The organism is Pseudomonas sp. B26(2017), assembly GCF_002113045.1.
Classification (GTDB): Bacteria; Pseudomonadota; Gammaproteobacteria; order Pseudomonadales; family Pseudomonadaceae; genus Aquipseudomonas.
On record NZ_NEJJ01000008.1, the window covers coordinates 253,318 to 271,475 of the forward strand.

Annotated in this window: 7 protein-coding genes; 2 read left to right on the forward strand and 5 right to left on the reverse strand. The window is 60.7% G+C overall.

Translation table 11 applies throughout. From position 1 onward, the window contains the following. Window positions 1-346 precede the first annotated feature (346 nt). Window positions 347-11,845: a filamentous hemagglutinin N-terminal domain-containing protein gene (locus tag CAF79_RS14490; RefSeq protein ID WP_085698324.1), complete on the forward strand. Its 11,499-nt coding sequence runs from the start codon at window positions 347-349 to the stop codon at window positions 11,843-11,845. Beyond that, complete coding sequence (locus CAF79_RS14495; RefSeq protein ID WP_085698325.1) at window positions 11,826-12,095, forward strand: hypothetical protein; 270 nt, start codon at window positions 11,826-11,828, stop codon at window positions 12,093-12,095. Before CAF79_RS14490 ends, CAF79_RS14495 begins: the two co-directional genes overlap by 20 nt. Window positions 12,096-12,275: 180 nt before the next feature. Here the strand turns inward: CAF79_RS14495 and CAF79_RS14500 are convergent, their stop codons facing one another. Genes CAF79_RS14500 through CAF79_RS14520 form a run of 5 tightly spaced genes read right to left on the reverse strand, consistent with a single transcriptional unit; the run spans window position 12,276 to window position 18,153 of the window. Further along, a complete protein-coding gene (locus CAF79_RS14500) occupies window positions 12,276-13,916 on the reverse strand; it encodes a BatD family protein (protein WP_085698326.1) in 1,641 nt (546 codons plus the stop codon). Beyond that, on the reverse strand, window positions 13,913-15,646 hold the full coding sequence (locus tag CAF79_RS14505; protein ID WP_085698327.1) for a tetratricopeptide repeat protein: 1,734 nt from the start codon (window positions 15,644-15,646) through the stop codon (window positions 13,913-13,915). Before CAF79_RS14505 ends, CAF79_RS14500 begins: the two co-directional genes overlap by 4 nt. Next, complete coding sequence (locus tag CAF79_RS14510; RefSeq protein ID WP_085698328.1) at window positions 15,643-16,722, reverse strand: VWA domain-containing protein; 1,080 nt, start codon at window positions 16,720-16,722, stop codon at window positions 15,643-15,645. Before CAF79_RS14510 ends, CAF79_RS14505 begins: the two co-directional genes overlap by 4 nt. Continuing rightward, window positions 16,715-17,212 carry a DUF4381 domain-containing protein gene (locus CAF79_RS14515; protein WP_085698329.1) on the reverse strand — a complete coding sequence of 166 codons (498 nt, stop codon included), beginning with the start codon at window positions 17,210-17,212 and terminating at the stop codon, window positions 16,715-16,717. Before CAF79_RS14515 ends, CAF79_RS14510 begins: the two co-directional genes overlap by 8 nt. Further along, on the reverse strand, window positions 17,209-18,153 hold the full coding sequence (locus CAF79_RS14520; protein WP_085698330.1) for a DUF58 domain-containing protein: 945 nt from the start codon (window positions 18,151-18,153) through the stop codon (window positions 17,209-17,211). Before CAF79_RS14520 ends, CAF79_RS14515 begins: the two co-directional genes overlap by 4 nt. Between the last annotated feature and the right edge of the window lie 5 nt (window positions 18,154-18,158).

Here is an 18,158-nt window from a genome sequence, read left to right on the forward strand (position 1 = left end):
TTATTGCGAGAGGCGGGCCGGAAGGGGAATTTAGAAACCATCGTCAGAAAGGTATGACTGTATTGCTACCGTTCGTCGGCAACGCTGCACCCGTTCATACATTTATTGACGCCAAAATAGTGGCCATCTAATATCGCGCCACTATTGTGACATCGGTGTGCTGCTATGAGGGAGCTGGCAGATGTGTTGCGGCCTGCTCCGTGACCGATCCCGCTATATCCAGGTTGCCCCGGCAATTTTCCTCTTACCCACTTCTCGGTCGACCGGCGTCGTGTGAATGCCCGTCGGGAAGTGCTGCGCCTGCGGTCTGCCTGCTCATTTATGTTTGTTGCATAGAGACTTCAACATGGACGTTCGCCAGTACGCCTTCCTCGCTCGCCTGCCATCTGCGGCCGTAAAACGCCGCGATACCTTTCTGGGCATGCCCAAGCGCGGGATCGCTTTTCTGCTGGCCAACGTCATGTTCTGGCAACCGATGTGGGCCCAGGCCGACGGCATTGTGGTGGCCAACCCCGGCACCACCCTTGATCGCGCCGGCAACGGCGTGCAGATCATCAACATCGCCACGCCCAACGGCAGCGGTCTGTCGCACAACCAGTTCCATGACTACAACGTCGGGGCGCAGGGCGTCATCCTCAACAACGGCTCCAACCAGGCTTCGTCCACCCAGCTGGGCGGCTACATCATTGACAACCCGCACCTGAAAAACAGTGGTTCGGCACAGGCGATCCTCAACGAAGTCATCGGTGGCAGCCCGAGCCAGTTGCGCGGTTACACCGAAGTGGCGGGGCAGTCGGCGCGGGTGATCGTCGCCAACCCTTACGGCATCAGTTGCAACGGTTGCGGTTTCATCAACACGCCCCGCGTCACCCTCACCACCGGCAAACCGGTGCTGGATGGCAGCGGTCGCCTCGACCGTTTCCAGGTCGATCAGGGCAGCGTCGCCATCGAAGGCGCCGGGCTTAACGCAACCAATGTCGACCGCTTCGAAATCATCACTCGCTCGGCGAAGATCAACGCCGAGATCCAGGCGAAAAACCTGACCATCGTTGCCGGGCGTAACGACGTCAACGCTGAAACCCTGAACGCTACGGCCCGCGCCGACGACGGCAGCGCCAAACCGCAACTGGCCATCGACTCCTCGGCGCTGGGCGGCATGTACGCCGGGGCGATCAAACTGGTCGGCACCGAGGCCGGGGTCGGGGTGAAACTCGACGGCAAACTGATTGCTAGCGGCGGCGACATCCAGCTCGATGCCAACGGTCAATTGAGCATGGTTGACGTGTCGGCGGCCGCAGGCGCGGTTAACGTCAAGGCGGCCAGCCTCGATACGCGTGGTCCGGTCTATGCGGGTACGGCACTGAACGTGCAAACCCAAGGCAATCTGAACAACCAGCAAACCCTGGCGGCCCGGGACAGCATCAACCTCAGCGCCGGTGGGCAACTGACTAACGGCGGCGCCATCGAGGCCGGCGTAAATGCCGATGGCAGTCGCAATGCCAATGGTGATGTGAGCCTGAGTGCGCAAACTGTCGTGAACAACGGCAAGAGCATCGTGGCCAGTCGCAATCTTGCGGTGAATGCCACGCAGGTCTTGAGCAACCTGGGTGGCACTCTGAGTGCGGCTCAGAACCTCAATGTGGTTGCCGGGACACTGGACAACCAGAATGACGGTCAGGTCCTGAGCAGTGGTGCACTGAACGTCACCGCCAATCAGGCGCTCAATACACGCGGCTTGATCAACGGCAAGGGTGGCGTGACAGCCACCATCGGTCAGTTGAACAACAGCAGTGGCGAGCTTTCCAGCGCCGGGGTCACGCGACTCAACGGTACGGCGTTGAATAACGTCGGCGGTCAGGTTCTGGGCGATCTTGGGCTGAACATCGATCTGAGCGCCGCATTGGACAATCGCGACGGTGTGCTCGGTTCTGCGCTGGCACTCGACCTCAAGGCCGGCAGTCTCGATAACCGCGATGCCGGGGTGGTGGTCAGTGACGGGCGGCTTGTGGTGCGTGTCGGCGGTCTGCTCGACAACCGCAACAAGGGTGAAATCACCGCCAAGGGCGCTATCGATGTGCGGGCAGGGCATCTCGACAACCGTGATGGCAAGGTTACCGGCAAGGGTACGCTGCAGTTGCGCAGCGATACGGCGGACAACCGTGGCGGGCTGATCCAGGCCGATGGGGCATCGACGCTGACGGTCGACCGTCTGGACAACCGCGACAACGGGCTGATCATCGGCAAGGCCGGCATTGCCTATGAAGGTACGCGGCTGGACAACACCAAGGGTCTGGTCAGCGCGGTGGGTGGGGTCAGAATCAAGGCCGGCGAAGTGCAGAACGCCGCAGGACGGATTTCCAGCCAAGGCGATTTGATCGCCACGATCGGTCTCCTGCAACAGCAGGGTGGGGCATTGGTCGCGCAGGGCAATCTGAGCCTGACCGGCAGCACACTCGACAACCGCAATGGCGGGCTTGTCGGCAGCAAGAAAGCGTTGACCGTTACGGTGGACGACGTCGACAACCGGGCGGGCGAAATCTCCAGCAGCCTGCTGTTGAACATCAAGGGCCAGCGACTGGACAACAGCGATGGCGGCAAGATTCTGACCGATACAGATCTGGGGCTCGTGGTCGCCAGGCTGATCAACCAGAACAAAGGCCTGATCGCTGCAAAGGGTGCAACTTCCCTGAGTGGCCGATCGCTCGATAACAGCGGAGGCACCTTCGACAGCCTCAAAGGGCTGCTGATTACACTCGATGATGCACTGATCAACACGCAAGGCCTGATCAGCAGCGAAGGCAAACTGACCATCAATGCCGGGCGGATCGATAACAGCACCGGCAGCCTGAGCAGCGCCGGCGCCCTGGCGCTGACCAGTGGCGGCGCGCTCATCAACAGCAACGGCGCCATCAGCACCGACAGCACCCTGACACTCGACAGTGCCAGCCTCGATAACAGTCAGAAGGGCCTGATCTCCGGCAAGGACACCAGCCGGATCGTCACCGGTGACGTCGACAACAGCCAGGGTGGCCGGATTATCAGCGGCGGTTCGCTGGACTTCACTGCGGCGCAGGTCAACAACCAGAAAGGTCGAATCGCCAGTCAACTGGCGATGAATGCGTCGGTGCGAGGGCTCGATCAGCAGGGTGGTGAGCTGTTCAGCAAAACCAGTCTGAGTCTCGACCTGAACAATGGTCAGTTGAACAACCAGAACGGTTTGATCAACGCCCCCGGCGAACTGCTGCTCAAGCAACTCAATGGCGTGAACAACGAGGGTGGTGAGATCTCCAGCCAGCAAGCCTTCACGTTCGCTGCCCATGACCTCGATAACAGCAACGGCAAATTGCTGAGCCAGCAAGGTCTGGTCGTGCGTATCGCACAAGCGCTGAACAACACCAAAGGTGTCATTTCCGCGGCATCGCTGGATAGCCACAGCGACAGCCTGGACAACCGCGAGGGCTTGATCAGCAGCGACGGCCAACTGACGCTCACCACGGATCAGACTCTGGATAACCGTGCCGGCAACATCGTCGGCAAGTCCGATGCGACGGTGCAGGCGAAAAAACTCGACAACCAGCACGGCCAGTTGATCGCTACAGGCGTGCTCAAAATCGATGCCGAAGCGCTCGACAACCGCCAGAGCGGACTGGTGGGCTCGACGAAGTCCCTGACCTTGAATGTCGCTGACCTGGATAACCGTGGCGGTGAAATCAGCACCAACAGCGATCTGCAGGTCACCGGCAAAAAACTCGATAACAGCGACGCGGGCAAAATCTTTACCGGCCAGGCGTTGACGTTGACCGTCGAACAGTTGATCAACCGCAACAAGGGTCTGATCAGTGCCGGCACAACCTTCGGTGTACAGGGTGGTTCGCTGGACAACAGTGGCGGGGAGCTGGTGAGCCAACAGGCCATGGGCCTGACGTTGACCGGTGCATTCGACAACAGCCAGGGCAAAGTCAGCAGCGAAAACCTGTTGACCGTCAAAACCTCGCAACTGACCAACGTCAGGGGCAGCCTGTCCAGTGCCTCGGACCTGGCGCTCGACAGCAGCGGCAAGGTTGATAACCAGAGCGGTGCGATCGTTACCGATGGGGCGCTGAACCTCGCCAGCAACAGCCTCGACAACCGCCAGAGCGGCACCCTGAGTGCCAGCAAGGCCGTCACCGTTACCACGGGGGCATTTGATAACAGCACCGGTCGACTCAGCAGTGCCGATACGCTCAATCTTGTTGCCGGCCAGGTTATCAATCGTGATGGCGGCCAGATCGCCAGTGAAGGTGCGTTGAAGGCATCGGTCACCGGGCTCGATCAGCAGGGCGGCAGGCTGTTCAGCAATTCCAGTCTGATCCTGGACATGAACAACGGACAGTTGAACAACCAGAACGGCCTGATCAAAAGCCCGGGCAGTCTGCTGCTCAAGCAACTCAATGGCGTGAACAACCAGGGCGGGCAAATTTCCAGCGGTGAAGCCTTCACCCTCACCGCGCAGAACCTCGACAACAGCAACGGCAAAGTTCTGAGCACTCAGGGTCTTACCCTGCGCATAGCCCAGGCACTGGACAACGTCAAAGGCCTGATCGGCGCCGCCACCATCGACGCGCACAGTGCCAGCCTGAACAACAGTGGCGGTAGCCTGATCAGTCGGGGTGACCTCGACCTCACCGTAGACGGCCTGTTGCGCAATGACAGCGATGGCCTGACGAGTGCGGCGCAGGCGCTGCGCGTTCGCAGTGCCGACCTGAACAACCAGGGCGGTGTGTTGCAGGGCGGCGCCCTGACGCTCGATGCCATGGCGCTGAACAACCGCGACAAGGGGCTGATCAGCAGTCAGGGCAACCTGTCGCTGACGGCGAAAACCCTCGACTCCAGCAACGGTGGCGAAGTCTCCGCCAGCGGTGATATCGATCTGACCCTGACCTCGCTGACCCAGAACGGCGGGCGTCTGCTGGGCGACAAAGCCGTAACCGTGGATCTGACCAATGGCGATCTCGACAACCGCAACGGCTTGCTGACCGCCAAGGGACCGCTGACCCTCAAAGGCCTGCGCGACCTGAACAACCAGGATGGCGAAATCTCCAGCAACCTGGGTTTTGATGTCATCGGGCGGGTCTTGAACAACAGTGCCGGCAAGTTGATCAGCGGCGAAAAACTGAGGATCAGCGGCACCACGCTGACCAACCGGAATGGCCTGATGTCGGGTTGGCAGGCACTGAGCGTTAACGGTGACAGTCTGGACAACCGCGACAACGGCACCCTGTCCAGTCGCAACGGTGATGTGGCCGTCGAGCTAAAGGACGCGCTGCTCAACAGCGGCGCCGGCGCACTGGTCGCGCAAGGCGGCCTGAGCGTGAAGGCCGGCAGTCTGGACAACAGCAACAAAGGCATTCTCAGCAGTGTGGCGGGGCAGACCCTCACGCTCAACGGCGCACTCGACAACCATCAGGGCGGCTTGATCGACAGCGGTGCAGCACTGGACATCACCAGCACTGCGCTGACCAACGCCGGTGGCTCCATCAACGCACTCGGGGCGATCAACGCCAGCACTTCGAGCCTGGACAACAGCGCCGGCAAATTCGCTGCCAACGGTGCGATCACCCTGAACCTGGCGGGGCAGTTGAACAACAACGCCGGCAAACTGGCCGGCACAGGCTCGGTGGTGATCAAAGGCGTCACGGACTTAAGCAACCGCAACGGTCAGCTCGCCAGCCAGGGCACACTGCAACTGCTGACCGGCTCGCTCGACAACGGCGGCGCCGGCACCATTGCTGCAAAGGATCAATTGCAGATCACCGCCAGCGCAGCAGTGCGCAACGATGGTGACGGTCTGATCTACAGTCAGAACGCCGACTTGCAGCTCAAGGCCGCAAGCCTCGCCAATGGCAAAGGCTCGATCCAGAGCCAGACTGGCCTGACCCTCGATATCGCGGGCGACCTCGATAACCAGAGCGGCAAAGTCATCGCCCAAGAGGGCAATGTGGTTGTCAGCGCGGCCAACATCGACAACCGTGGCGGGATTCTGTCCAGCATCAAGGGGGCACTTGAAGCGCGAACTGTCGGCGTACTGCGCAACGGTTTCGACCTGAACAACAACCGCCAGGGTGGCGTGATCCAGGCGCAGAGTCTGAAGCTGTCGGCACTGGCCGGCCTCGACAACAACGGCGGGCGTCTCTCTGCGCAAGGCACTGACGCGAACATTACTACCGCCGCATTCGATAACCGCAATGGCGTGATCTATGCCAAGGGACTGGTCGGCGTAACGGGCTCGAGCCTGGACAACGGTGCCGGGCAGATCGCCGGTCAACGCATCGACTTCGGTCTGAGCGGTGCATTGAGCAACGGCGCGGGTGTCATTGAAAGCAACAGCCAATTGACCGTCAAAGCCGCCAGCGTCAATAACCAGAATGGTCGCCTGCGCTCGCTGGGGACTGACGGCAAGACCGAATTCCAGATTGGCGGTCTGCTCGACAACCGCAATGGCGTGCTGGAAACCGCCAACACCGATATGACGCTGGCTGTCGGTAGCTTCCTCAACGAGGGTGGCCAGCTCAACCATGTCGGACGCGGCAGATTCGATATTTCCACGGCCAATGTGCTCGGTGCGGGTGGCAGCATCACCACGGGCGGGCTGCTTGATCTGACGGCCGACACCTGGAACAACTCCAGCGTGATCCAGGCCGGACGCCTGAACGTGAATGTCCGGCAATTCAGCCAGAGCGCCAGCGGCAAACTGCTGGCCTCCGACCTGTTGCAGATACGCGGCGGCAACTGGAGCAACGATGGTCTGATCGCCAGCGATGGCAACATCGACATGCAACTGACCGGGGCCTATGGCGGCAACGGGCGGATGTCGAGTCAGCGGGGTATGTACCTTTCCGCCGCGCAACTGAACATCGGCGGCGTCGGCAGCATTGCCAGCGGCGCATCGTCGACGATCAGTACCGGCGGGGCACTCATCAACTCGGGACGCATCACTTCCAGTGAAGATCTGACGGTCAACGCCGCCAGTGTCGCCAACTACGGCACATTGGGTGCGGCGCAGAACCTGAACATCAGTACCGGCAGTTTACTCAATGATCGCGGGCTGATTTTCAGCGGCAACGACATGACGCTGAATGTCGGCAATCTGACCAACCAGCACGGTGATTTCTACGGTCTGGGTAACGTGGTTGTCGGTGGTTACGGCGGTGCGGCGAGGGCTGCAGGCGTCTACAACATCTCCGGTTCCATGGAGAGCGGCGGCGCATTCACGATGAATGCCGATGTCTTCGAAAACCGCACCGAAGGCCCAGTGATGTCGGGTGACCGCAAACTGGTCTCTGGCTACATTGCCAATATCTGCAACGACTGCCGCGGCGGGACATTCGTTTTCACGCTGTCGGCTCATGAGCTTTATCAAAGTACTGACACTGATACCAGCGCCTCTGCCGTATTGAACGTAGGCAAGGACTTCGTTTTCCAGGGTGGGACTTTTCTTAACAGCAAGAGCACTGTGGCTGCCGGCGGCAATATCAGTATCACGGCTGACAGCCTCAAGAACATTGGTGCCAAAAGCGGCACCATCGAACGTACAAGCACTTACGTCCTGACTATGGGAGGGGGCGATACGCCTCGGTTTTTCGAAAGCGTCGTAATGCCTTACAACCAGCGCAACAATCCTGATTTCCCGTATGTGTATTACATCGATCCGGCAGGTGCTATCCGTAAAGCCATTCCGACATCCGGTCGTGTCAGAGAAGGGAACCGGGACGGCGAGTGGTACAACGTAGTGGGTCTCAAGGACAGTGAGACAGGCGCAACGGTCAGTGCGTTACGTGGCTATAACATCGCGCTGCCTGGTTTGAACTATGGCTTTGAATCCACAACGCCATCTCTTTATGACAAGAATAATCTGGTCGAACTGCCCACTCAGTTGACTCAGTACAAACCTGAGTCCGTTACTGAAGTCGCAGTAGACAGCACGGGTGCTGCCAGCACGGGCACAAGTCGCAATGCTGTCATTCAGGCCGGCGGCAACGTATCGATCACCGCTACCAAGGATGTAGAGAACAGCGTCATCCACCAGGATTACGGCTCCAGTGGCGGTACCAACAAAGTCGCAGACACCCGGGTAGGCAACAACGGCATAGCGGTTATCAGGATCAACAGCCAACTGCCTCCGGAGCTGGCGCAACAGCAAGTGAACCCGTTGACCTTGCCCGGCTTCTCTCTGCCAACTGGCGACAAGGGCCTGTTCCGTCTGAGTACTCAAGGCGCCAGTGATCTTGCCCCGGTCGTCGCAACAGGTCCGTCGCCGAGCTGGACCGTGGCCGGCGAGAAGCTGGCCGCCGAGCAGCATCTGGTCGCGGGCAGCAGCGGTGGCCCGCGCAGCTTGCTGGTCGACACCCCTGCGCCGGTCTCTGACAGCACCCGTGCCGTCGATACCTTCAGACGCGACCCGACCCTGGTCAAGGCAGTCGCAAGTGCGCTCGACGTGAACGTACCGGTAACGCCCGCCGGTCCAGGCCGGCCCAACCGCGGCAATGACGCCCGGGAGTCGATCGACACCCGTCCGGTCACCCGAGTGACTGGCCTGCCGGACACCAAGGCCCCGGCCAACGGCCACAAATACCTGATCGAAACCAACCCGGCGCTTACCAACCTCAAGTCTTTCATGAGCTCGGACTACCTGCTCGGCAAACTGGGTTACGACCCCGATCAGAGCGCCAAACGCCTCGGTGACGGTCTGTTCGAACAGCGTCTGGTCCAGCAAGCTGTGACTGCCCGCACCGGCCAGGCCTTCATTGACGGCCGCAGCAACAACGAGGACATGTTCCGTTACCTGATGGACAACGCCATCGCCAGCAAGGACTCGCTCCACCTGTCGGTGGGCGTGGGCCTCACGGCCGAACAAGTGGCGGCGCTGACCCACGACATCGTCTGGCTCGAAGAGCACGAAGTGAACGGCGAAAAAGTGCTGGTGCCGGTGCTGTACCTGGCCCAGGCCAACGGCCGCCTCGGCCCGACCGGCGCGCTGATTGCCGGTAACGATGTGACGCTGATTGCCGGCGGCAACCTGGACAACGTCGGGACGTTGAAGGCGACGAACAACCTGTCGGCAACAGCCAGCAAGGACATCGTCAACAGTGGCCTGATCGAGGCGGGTAACCGTCTGGATCTGCTGGCGACCAACAATATCGTCAACAAGTCCGGCGGCATCATCACCGGGCGCGATGTGAACCTGACCACTCGCACCGGGGACGTGATCAATGAACGCACCATCACTTCCTCTGACAACAGCACCCGGTATGGCACCCAGCTCCATGAGTACGCCGACAACGCGGCAAGGATCGAAGCGGCCAATGACCTGACCGTCAAAGCGGCCAAAGACATCAACATCGCCGGCGGCGTGATGAAAAGCGGCCAGGACACGGTCCTAAATGCCGGGCGCGACATCAACGTCACATCCGTTCAGGTCAACAACAGCGTTTTCCAGGACGACCGCCACAACAGCAGCGACGTCACCCAACTGGGTGCCGAGATCGACGCGGGGCGCGACTTCAAGGCCGATGCCAAACGTGATATCGCCGTTGTTGCGAGCCAGATCGATGCCAAGCGCGATGCATCGATCAAGGCCACCGGAGACTTGCTGATCACTTCGGCGGCGGACGAAACACACTCACTGTCGAAGAGCAAGAAGCTCACGGTCCAGGAGGATCATGTCAGCCAGGTAATGTCTGGCATTTCGGCTGGCGGCGACGTCAGGCTGGATGCGGGCAAAGACCTCAGTGTGGTTTCCAGCCGTGTGACGGCGGGCGATGAGGCGTATCTGGTGGCGGGTGACAACCTCGACATTCTCGCTGCGCAGGATTCTGATTATTCGCTTTATGACAAGAAGAAAAAGGGCAGTTTCGGCAGCCTGAAGATGAAGCGGGATGAGGTGACCGACATCAAGCACGTCGGCTCCGAAATCAAGGCGGGCGGTGATTTGACGCTGTCCAGCAAGGGCGATCAGCTTTATCAGGTTGCCAAACTGGAAAGCGGAAACAACATCACGCTGGACAGTGGTGGTGCGATCACGTTTGAAGGGGTCAAGGACTTTCATGACGAAAGCCATACCAAGACCAACAACAGCGCAGCGTGGGTATCTTCCAAAGGTCGAGGCAATACCGACGAGACCCTGCGTCAGACCCAGATGATTGCCAAGGGCAACGTGGTGATCAAAGCCGTTGATGGGCTGAAGATCGATATCAAGGACGTCAACCAGGAGTCCGTCAGCCAGACCATCGACGCGATGGTCAAGGCAGATCCGCAGTTGGCCTGGCTGAAAGATGCCGAGTCTCGTGGAGACGTCGATTGGCGACGCGTCAAGGAAATCCACGAGTCGTTCAAATATGACAACTCTGGTGTGGGCCCGGCAGCACAAATAGCCATCGCGATCATGATGTCGTTTGTCATGGGGCCTGGAGGATTGGCATTGACCAGTGGTGGCTTCGGCGGCGCAATTGCCACCTCTTTGGCCACCACTGCTGTGACCAGCACCATCAGCAACAAGGGCAACCTGGGAGCTGCTTTAAAGGACACCTTCAGCGCCGACAGCCTCAAGAGCGCGGCCATCGCCGGGTTTACCGCAGGCGTGCTGAACTATGCGGACTCAAACTGGTTTGCGGGTGGAACCAGCAAAACTGCAAACGTCCTGACGAGCAGCAACTTTACCGACGTCGCTATCCGGACGACTGGCCGGGCGATCATCACCAGTGGGATTTCGACCGCCATTGGCGGCGGCAGCTTTGGTGACAACTTTGGCGCGGCACTGGTGGGGCAGGCGGGTAGCGTCGCCATGGCAACCGGGTTCAATTGGGTTGGTGACACCATCAAGTTTCCAGAGGGCAGTCTAGAAAAGACTGTCGCGCATGCGCTGATGGGAGGCTTACTGTCACAGGCCATGGGCGGAGATTTTGCCACCGGAGCGGCGGCTGCCGGCCTGAACGAAGCGGCGATGAACGTTCTGGCTGACTTCGTCGGCACTAACAAAGATATGCATCAAATGCTTTCTCAACTTACCGGGATGATAGGGGCAGCAGCGGTAGGTGGTGACCTGCAACTGGGTGCAGGCATTGCCGGGAATGCTACGACCTACAATCATGATTTTCACATGCCTCCGGGGTTGACGGAGTATGCCAACGCATCAACGACCTTGACGGAGTACATGCAAAGCATAGGGGCATCAGCAGAGGACATTGCCCAAGTACAACGAGCACTCGGTGAAGGGCAAGGTTTTGAGGGTGTGCAGCCTGCCACCGAGTTCGTCAAAGCGTGGGGCCAGTTCATGGCTGGCGAGCTCTCCTTTTTAGGGCTGGCTGCCGTAATAGGTCGGGTAAGCTCGGGGTTTGCGAAAAGCGTCATTGGGGTGGAAAAAATTGAGCCACCCATCCCGAAAATCGATGTTACCAATGCGTTTGATAGATTGCCTACCGTCAATGGGATTACTACGTGGAAATACGGCAATCCTGATGGAATAGCGGGATTGATTGTCCGAGTGAATGACGAAGGAGTTCTGGCGTTTGAAATTCGCGCGGCGAAGGACCATCCTTATTTCGAGGCTTCGGGTACGGATATGTTCGCTAGCGCGATGCGGCGAATCGGCAGTGAAGGTGTCCAGGTCAATAAAATCCGTGGCTCTTGGGAGAAGGATGCTGGCAGTGTGAATACTGCTCAATATCGTCAGAATATCGCCAATGGGATGTCACCAGAAAATGCTGCTTTGAACACGTGGACCGGAAAAATATCCCAAAAGTACGGCTTCACGAAGGTCGAGAAAATTGAAGATGACGGATACACCACTTATGTCACTTTCGGAAAATAGGCGTCTATTTGCAAAAATATTGGATGGAGAGTTGCCGAGCACAGTGTTTAATATGATGCTGGAAACTGTTCATGATCTGGATAAGTATGTTTTGGCAGAAGCTTTTTTGGAGGAGTATGATCGTTTGGATGATAAGGTTATTTCTGTGATTTGGCATTGGAAAAGTGTCAAGTCGATGAGAGGTACTTCTGATCAGCAACTTGATGAGACGCTTTTAAGGAAGATGAGAGAGGCAGGTTATAAGGTGTGAAAAATTGAAAGAAAAAAAGGGGACAGATTTATTTGATTAAATAGATCTGTCCCCTTTTGGGATTGTCCCCTTTTGGGATTAAGGCGAGCAAGTGCGGACGAAGTTCAACTATTGATGGCCAAACCCATGAGAGGTGATCGTCAGTTGTCGTGAGTAATCAGACGCTGACGATTACTTGAACTACTTCGGATAAAGCGGCGGCAACCCAATATCCCCAACCGGATCCTGCATCCGTTCCGCCGTCGGAATCGTCCTAATCGCCCGCCACAAATCCTCACCCTGCCAATGCTGCCCGGTCTCGCTGTACAACGCGCCGTTCAAACCATCGAGCGCATCCGACAGCGGCACAAACCGCGCCGCCATGTCCGCCAGTGTTTCCGGCTGCTGACGGGCCCAGGCGTCGAGGGCCTGGCGGGTGGCGTGGGGGTCGTTGGCCTGGCTGGCGCGTTTGATGTCGTCGAGCAGGGTGCGGGGGCTCGGGCCGGTTTGTGCGGCGCGCAGGATTGCCGGTTGCCAGCGGGCACGCCACCAGAGGCCGAAGCCGAGCAGGGTGGTGCAGGCGAAAACGAACGTGCTGAGTTTCCACCACCACAAGGCTTCGCTGTCGGCGGCGCTGAGCGGTAGTGTGTTGCCCGCCGGGGTGTCGACTTGCAGGCTCGGGTTGTTCGCCACCTGCAGGGTGCGCGCCGGCAGGCTGGTGTGTTCCAGGTGATCTTCGAAGGTGTTCCACCAGACCACGTCCACCGTTGGCAACTCGATCGAGCCGCTGCGGCTCGGCACCAGCGCTTCGCGTTCTTCGCGGGTGCCGATCAGCCCGCGGTCGCTGCTCTGGTTGTTCAGCACCGGTTGATCCGGGTAGCGGCGCAGGCCGTTGGCTTCGGTGGCGGGCAGGGCGGGCAGTTGCGAGCTGGCCAGGCCTTCGACCTTGAGGGTCAGGCTGCGGGTCAGGGAGTCGCCGACCTGGGTGTGCTCCGGCTCCGGGTTCCAGCTTTCGCTCAGGCTCAGGCTGCGGGCCGGCAGCCACGGCGCATCGCTGGGGTAGGTCATCGGTTTGGGTTTGACCGTCAGCGAAGTCGCGGCGGAGCTGATGTGCATCAGTTTGCCCGGCTTCGGCCCCTGCGTCGTGGCGTCCTGCGAGGGCTGGTTATCGACCAGTGTGGCGCTGAACGTTTGCGGGGCGATGCTCAGCAAACCGCTGTGCTGCGGATAGATCGCATAGCGCATCTCGATCACGCCGTGGCGCACACCGTTGATGTCTTTTTCGTAGGTGCGCATGTCGCCCAGTTGCTCGATGCGCGCGTCGGCGATCTGCAACGGTGTCAGGCTGCTGTCGTCGTACAGCGACACCGAATGGTAGATGCGCAACGTCAGGATGGCCTGAGCCTGCACGTAGACGCTGGTCTGGTCGAGACTGGCCTCGATGAACACCGGTTCGCGGACATTGTTCTCTTCGCGGTTGTCACTCTCGATCACCTGCACGGTGATCGGCTGGCTCTCGACGTCGCCCAGTTTCAGCGGCGGGATTTCAACGCTGCCGTTCTCCTTGGGCAGCAACGTGATGATCCAGCGCGTGGTGGCGCGGTTGTCACCGTTGAGCGTGTTCAATTGGTTGACCTGACGCGTGCCGCGCACTTCGAACAGCGGCTCCAGCGGGCTCAGGTCCGGTTTGCCGAACTGCGTGACATCGTTGGATTCGAGGGTGAGTTCCACCGTCTCGCCGGAGTTCAGGCGACTGCGATCCACACTGGCCGTCAGCTCGGCCGCCTGGGCGGTGGCCGTGCAGATCAGCAGGGGCAGCAAGAGAGCGGTGAAACGGGTCATCGAATGTTTTCCTGATCCTGATGTTGTTGCTGTTCGTACCAGAATTTGCGTCGCAGCAGTTCGCCCGGATCATCCGGGATCTTGCCCAGCCATTGTTCCAGCGCCTGCTGTTGTTCGCCTTCGAGGTTGTCCTCACTGGGGCGCAGCAGCGGCGGTGTGTTCTGTTCCTCGCCCGGTTCGCTGTCCGGCAACTCGTTGGCGCCCGGTAGCGGCGGGGTAGTCGGCGGAGGCTCGTTGGCGGACTCGCCGGTTTGCGGCTCGCTGTGGGTTTCGCTCTTGACCGCTGGCGCCGGAGCAGTCGGTGGTGGTTCGTCGCCCGGTAGGTTTGGCTGCGCCGGTTTGTCTTGCGGTTCGGCCGGCGGCGGGGCGTTTTTCTGTTTCAGCAGGTTTTCCACCAGCGCCTTGTTGGTCAGCGCCGGACGCAGATCCGGCTGACGTTCCAGAGCCTGTTCATAGGCGTCCAGCGCCGCTTCTAGCTCGCCGCTTTTGGCCAGTGCGTTGCCACGATTGTAGTGGGCGTGGGCGTCATTGCCCTCGGCGAAACGCTGAGCGGCGCCACTGTAGTCGCCGGCTTCGTACAACGCCACCCCTTGCCATTGCGGATCCTCGAAATGCTTCGCCGCTTCTGCCGGACGCTTCTGTTTGAGCAGATGCAGGCCTTGCTGATCGGGGCGCAGCCACAGGTCTTCGAAGTCGAAGGCGTAGCTCGGTTGCGGCAATGCCAGCAGCAACGGCAGACAGAACAGCCAGCCACGTCGTCCGGCGCACGCGGCGAGCAACAACAGCGGCAACAGCAACCAGTAACCCTGATCGGCCCAGGTGTCGAGACGCACGGTCTGGCCATCGCTGCGCAGGCTGCGCGGGCCGTCGAGCAGGCCGAGGTCGCCCAGATCCGATTCATCCAGGCGTGCGCTGCGGTACTCGCCGCCGACCGCGTTGAGGAACGCGCCAAGGCCAGGGCTGTCGAGTTGCGGCACGCGGATCGCGCCCTGAGCGTCCTTGAGGAAACTGCCGTCCTCCTGAGCAATCGGCGCGCCCTCGGCGGTGCCGACACCGAGCATCAACAATTGCGCCGATTGGCCGCTCAGCGCATGACGAATGCCCTGGCGTTCTTCTTCGGAAAGCGAAGAACCAATCAGCAGAATCCGCCCCTGACCCAACGCACCCTGCTTGAGCAGCGCCAATGCCTTGCCCACCGCCAGATCGGCGCGGTGGCCGCTTTCCGGCATCAGCGAAGGCTTGAGCGCGTCGAGCAGATTGCGACTGGTCGCCAGGTCATCCGACAGCGGCACCAGCGTATGGGCGCTGCCGGCGTAAACGACGATGGCAGTCTGCGCATCGCTGCGCACCTGCAACAGGTCGAACAGCTTGCGCCGGGCCTGTTCCAGTCGCGTTGGCGGCGAGTCGGTGGCGAGCATTTCCGGGGTCAGTTCCAGCACCACCACCAACGGGTCGGCGGGTTTCTGGCTGGTCTGTTCGACCCGTTCCCAGCTTGGCCCGAGCAACGCCAGAATCGTCAGCAGCCAGGCCACGCTCAGGGCGACCCACGGCAACTTGCTGTCGCGACCGCTGCCGCCACTGAGCAGCGTGGCGTGGAAGGCCGGTGGCAGAATCATTTGCCAGCGACCGGCGCGTTTCTGCCGGTGCCAGAGCTGCCAGATCAGCCAGCCGAGCACCGGCAGCAGCAACAGCCACCAGGGACGGAACCAGTGCGGCCACAGGGCGATCATCGGCGCCTCCGCAAACGCAGGCGTTTGAGGCGGTCGCGCCAGTCAGGCAAGGGGCTTTGCAGATACAACTCCTTGGTGAAAAAACGCTGCAGCAGGTTGTCGGGCCACAGTACGCGGGCAACCAGCAGAATGCTCAACAGCAGCGCGAACGCCAGTGGCCACTGATACAACGCCTGTGTGGGACGGGCCTGGGTCGGCTGTTGGGTCACGGGCTCGAGCTGGTCGAGAGTGTCTTTGATCGCTTGCAGTTCCTTGCCATCGCGGGCGCGGAAATAGCGGCCGCCAGTAACGTCGGCGATGGCCTTGAGCGCCGGTTCGTCGAGATCAAGGGTCGGATTGGTGCCGAGCAGTGCCGTGGCGCCGCTTTCTTCAGGGTCGGCGCCGATGCCGATCGGGTAGATTTTCACGCCTTCGCTGGCGGCCAGTTTGGCGGCGGTCAGCGGGTCGATTTCGCCGCCATTGTTCGCGCCGTCGGTGACCAGAATCAGCACCCGGCTCTGGGCCGGACGCATGCGCAGGCGCTTGAGGGCCAGGCCGATGGCGTCGCCAATCGCGGTGTTCTTGCCGGCAATGCCGATCCGCGCTTCATCAAGCCAGACCCGAACGGTGCGCCGGTCAAATGTCAGCGGCGCTTGCAGGTAGGCCTGGCTGCCGAACAGGATCAGACCGACCCGGTCGCCGTCGCGGCTTTCCAGAAAATCACCGAGCAAATGTTGAACCAGCGACAGGCGACTGACGTCTTCGTCGTTCCATTGCATGTCCGGGAAATCCATCGAGCCGGACACGTCCACTGCCACCAGCAGATCACGACCGCTGGCGGCAATCGGCAGCGGTTCGCCGAGCCATTGCGGACGGGCGGCGGCGATCAGCAGAAACAACCACAGCAACATGAACGGTGCCTGCTGGCGCCACGCTGGCAGATTGGCCCGGGCGCGACGGCGAGCGAGGCCTTCCAGGTCGCCCAGGAAACTCACTTTGAGCGCCGGCTCGCCGCTGTCGGCCACCGGCAGCACAAGGCGCATCAGCCACGGCAGCGGCAACAGCAAAAATATCCACGGCCAGGCGAACTCAAACATGTTTGCGAATCCAGGTCTCGACCGCCTGGGTCAGGCCGGCGATGGCTTTGTCATCGAGTTTGCACTCGGGTTTGTAGGCGCCTTCGACGAGCACCATCCAGCGGGTCAGGCCGGCGGCGGGGCAACGGTTGTCGAGAAACGCCAGCCATTTACGGCCGTTGAGGGTGTGGCTCTGGCTATAGGGATAGTGGTTGCGGCACAGGCGCTTGAGCAGGCCGTTGAGTTGCTGCAGCCAGGCCCCGGCCGGGGCGCCGTCGTAGGGTTTGGGCATCTGCGCCAGTTCGGCGAGTGCGGCGATGCGCACCGGATCGAGCGGCAGCTCGGCGCGCACGATCGGTTTTTTCTTGATCGGAATGAAACGCCGCAGACGCCAGACCGCAAACCCGATCACCGGCACCAGCAAAAGCAGCAGCCACCAGCCCGGCGCCGGCGGCCAGAAGGCAATCGGTGGCGGGGAGATCAGCGGTTGCAGTTGTTCGAGGCCGTTCATCGACCTTTCCCCGGACGTTGCGGGTTAAGGAATTCGCGCATCTGTTCGACCATTTCGCTCTGGGTGCTCAATGGCATCAACAGCACGCGCAGCTTCTGCGCGAGCAATTCCCAACGGGCGATGCGTGCTTCGGCCTGGGCGCGGTAGGTCTGGCGCAGGTCGAAATTCAGGGTGTCGAGTTCCAGCTGCGCGCCGCGTTCGGCGAATCTCAGCAGCCCGGCAGCGGGCAGGGCGTGATCCAGCGGATCGGACAGCGGCAGCATCAGCAGGTCGCAATGGCGCGACAAGAGGCTCAATTGCTGCTCGGCGCTGTCGGACAGTGCGCGCTCGTCGCAGATCACGATCACCAGACTGCCCGGTCGCAGCACTTCGCGGGCCCGGCGCAACGCCACGCCGAACGCATCGCGATCCGGCTCCCGCTCGCTGTGCAGCGATTGATTGACCTTCACCAGCCGGTTGAGCAGCTGCAACAGGCTCTGCTTGCTGCGGCGCGGTTTGATTTCGTAATGCTCGTTGTCGCCGAACACCAGCCCGCCAACCCGATCGTTGTGACCCAGCGCCGCCCAGCCGATCAGCGCCGCCGCCTGCGCCGCGAGCACCGACTTGAACATCAGACCGGAGCCAAAGAACAGCCGCGTGCTTTGCTCGACCATGATGAAAATCGGCCGTTCGCGTTCTTCATGAAACAGCTTGGTGTGTGGCTCCTGAGTCCGTGCGGTCACGCGCCAGTCGATGGTGCGCACGTCGTCACCGGCCTGATAGACCCGCACCTGATCGAAGTCCACGCCGCGACCACGAAATTTCGAGTGATGCAGGCCGATCAGCGGGCTGCGCTGGCTCGGCGTGGAAAACAGCTGCACTTCGCGCACGCGGTGACGCATCTCGATCAGCTCGGCGAGGCTGATGCGGATGCCCGGTTCGGAAGGCAGGGTGGCGTTCATCGGGG

Bases quoted from the DNA above. Each gene is read 5' to 3' on its own strand.
- CAF79_RS14495 (WP_085698325.1), top strand. From the start codon at position 11,826: ATGTCACTTTCGGAAAATAGGCGTCTATTTGCAAAAATATTGGATGGA.
- CAF79_RS14505 (WP_085698327.1), bottom strand. From the start codon at position 15,646: ATGATCGCCCTGTGGCCGCACTGGTTCCGTCCCTGGTGGCTGTTGCTG.
- CAF79_RS14500 (WP_085698326.1), bottom strand. From the start codon at position 13,916: ATGACCCGTTTCACCGCTCTCTTGCTGCCCCTGCTGATCTGCACGGCC.
- CAF79_RS14520 (WP_085698330.1), bottom strand. From the start codon at position 18,153: ATGAACGCCACCCTGCCTTCCGAACCGGGCATCCGCATCAGCCTCGCC.
- CAF79_RS14510 (WP_085698328.1), bottom strand. From the start codon at position 16,722: ATGTTTGAGTTCGCCTGGCCGTGGATATTTTTGCTGTTGCCGCTGCCG.
- CAF79_RS14490 (WP_085698324.1), top strand. From the start codon at position 347: ATGGACGTTCGCCAGTACGCCTTCCTCGCTCGCCTGCCATCTGCGGCC.
- CAF79_RS14515 (WP_085698329.1), bottom strand. From the start codon at position 17,212: ATGAACGGCCTCGAACAACTGCAACCGCTGATCTCCCCGCCACCGATT.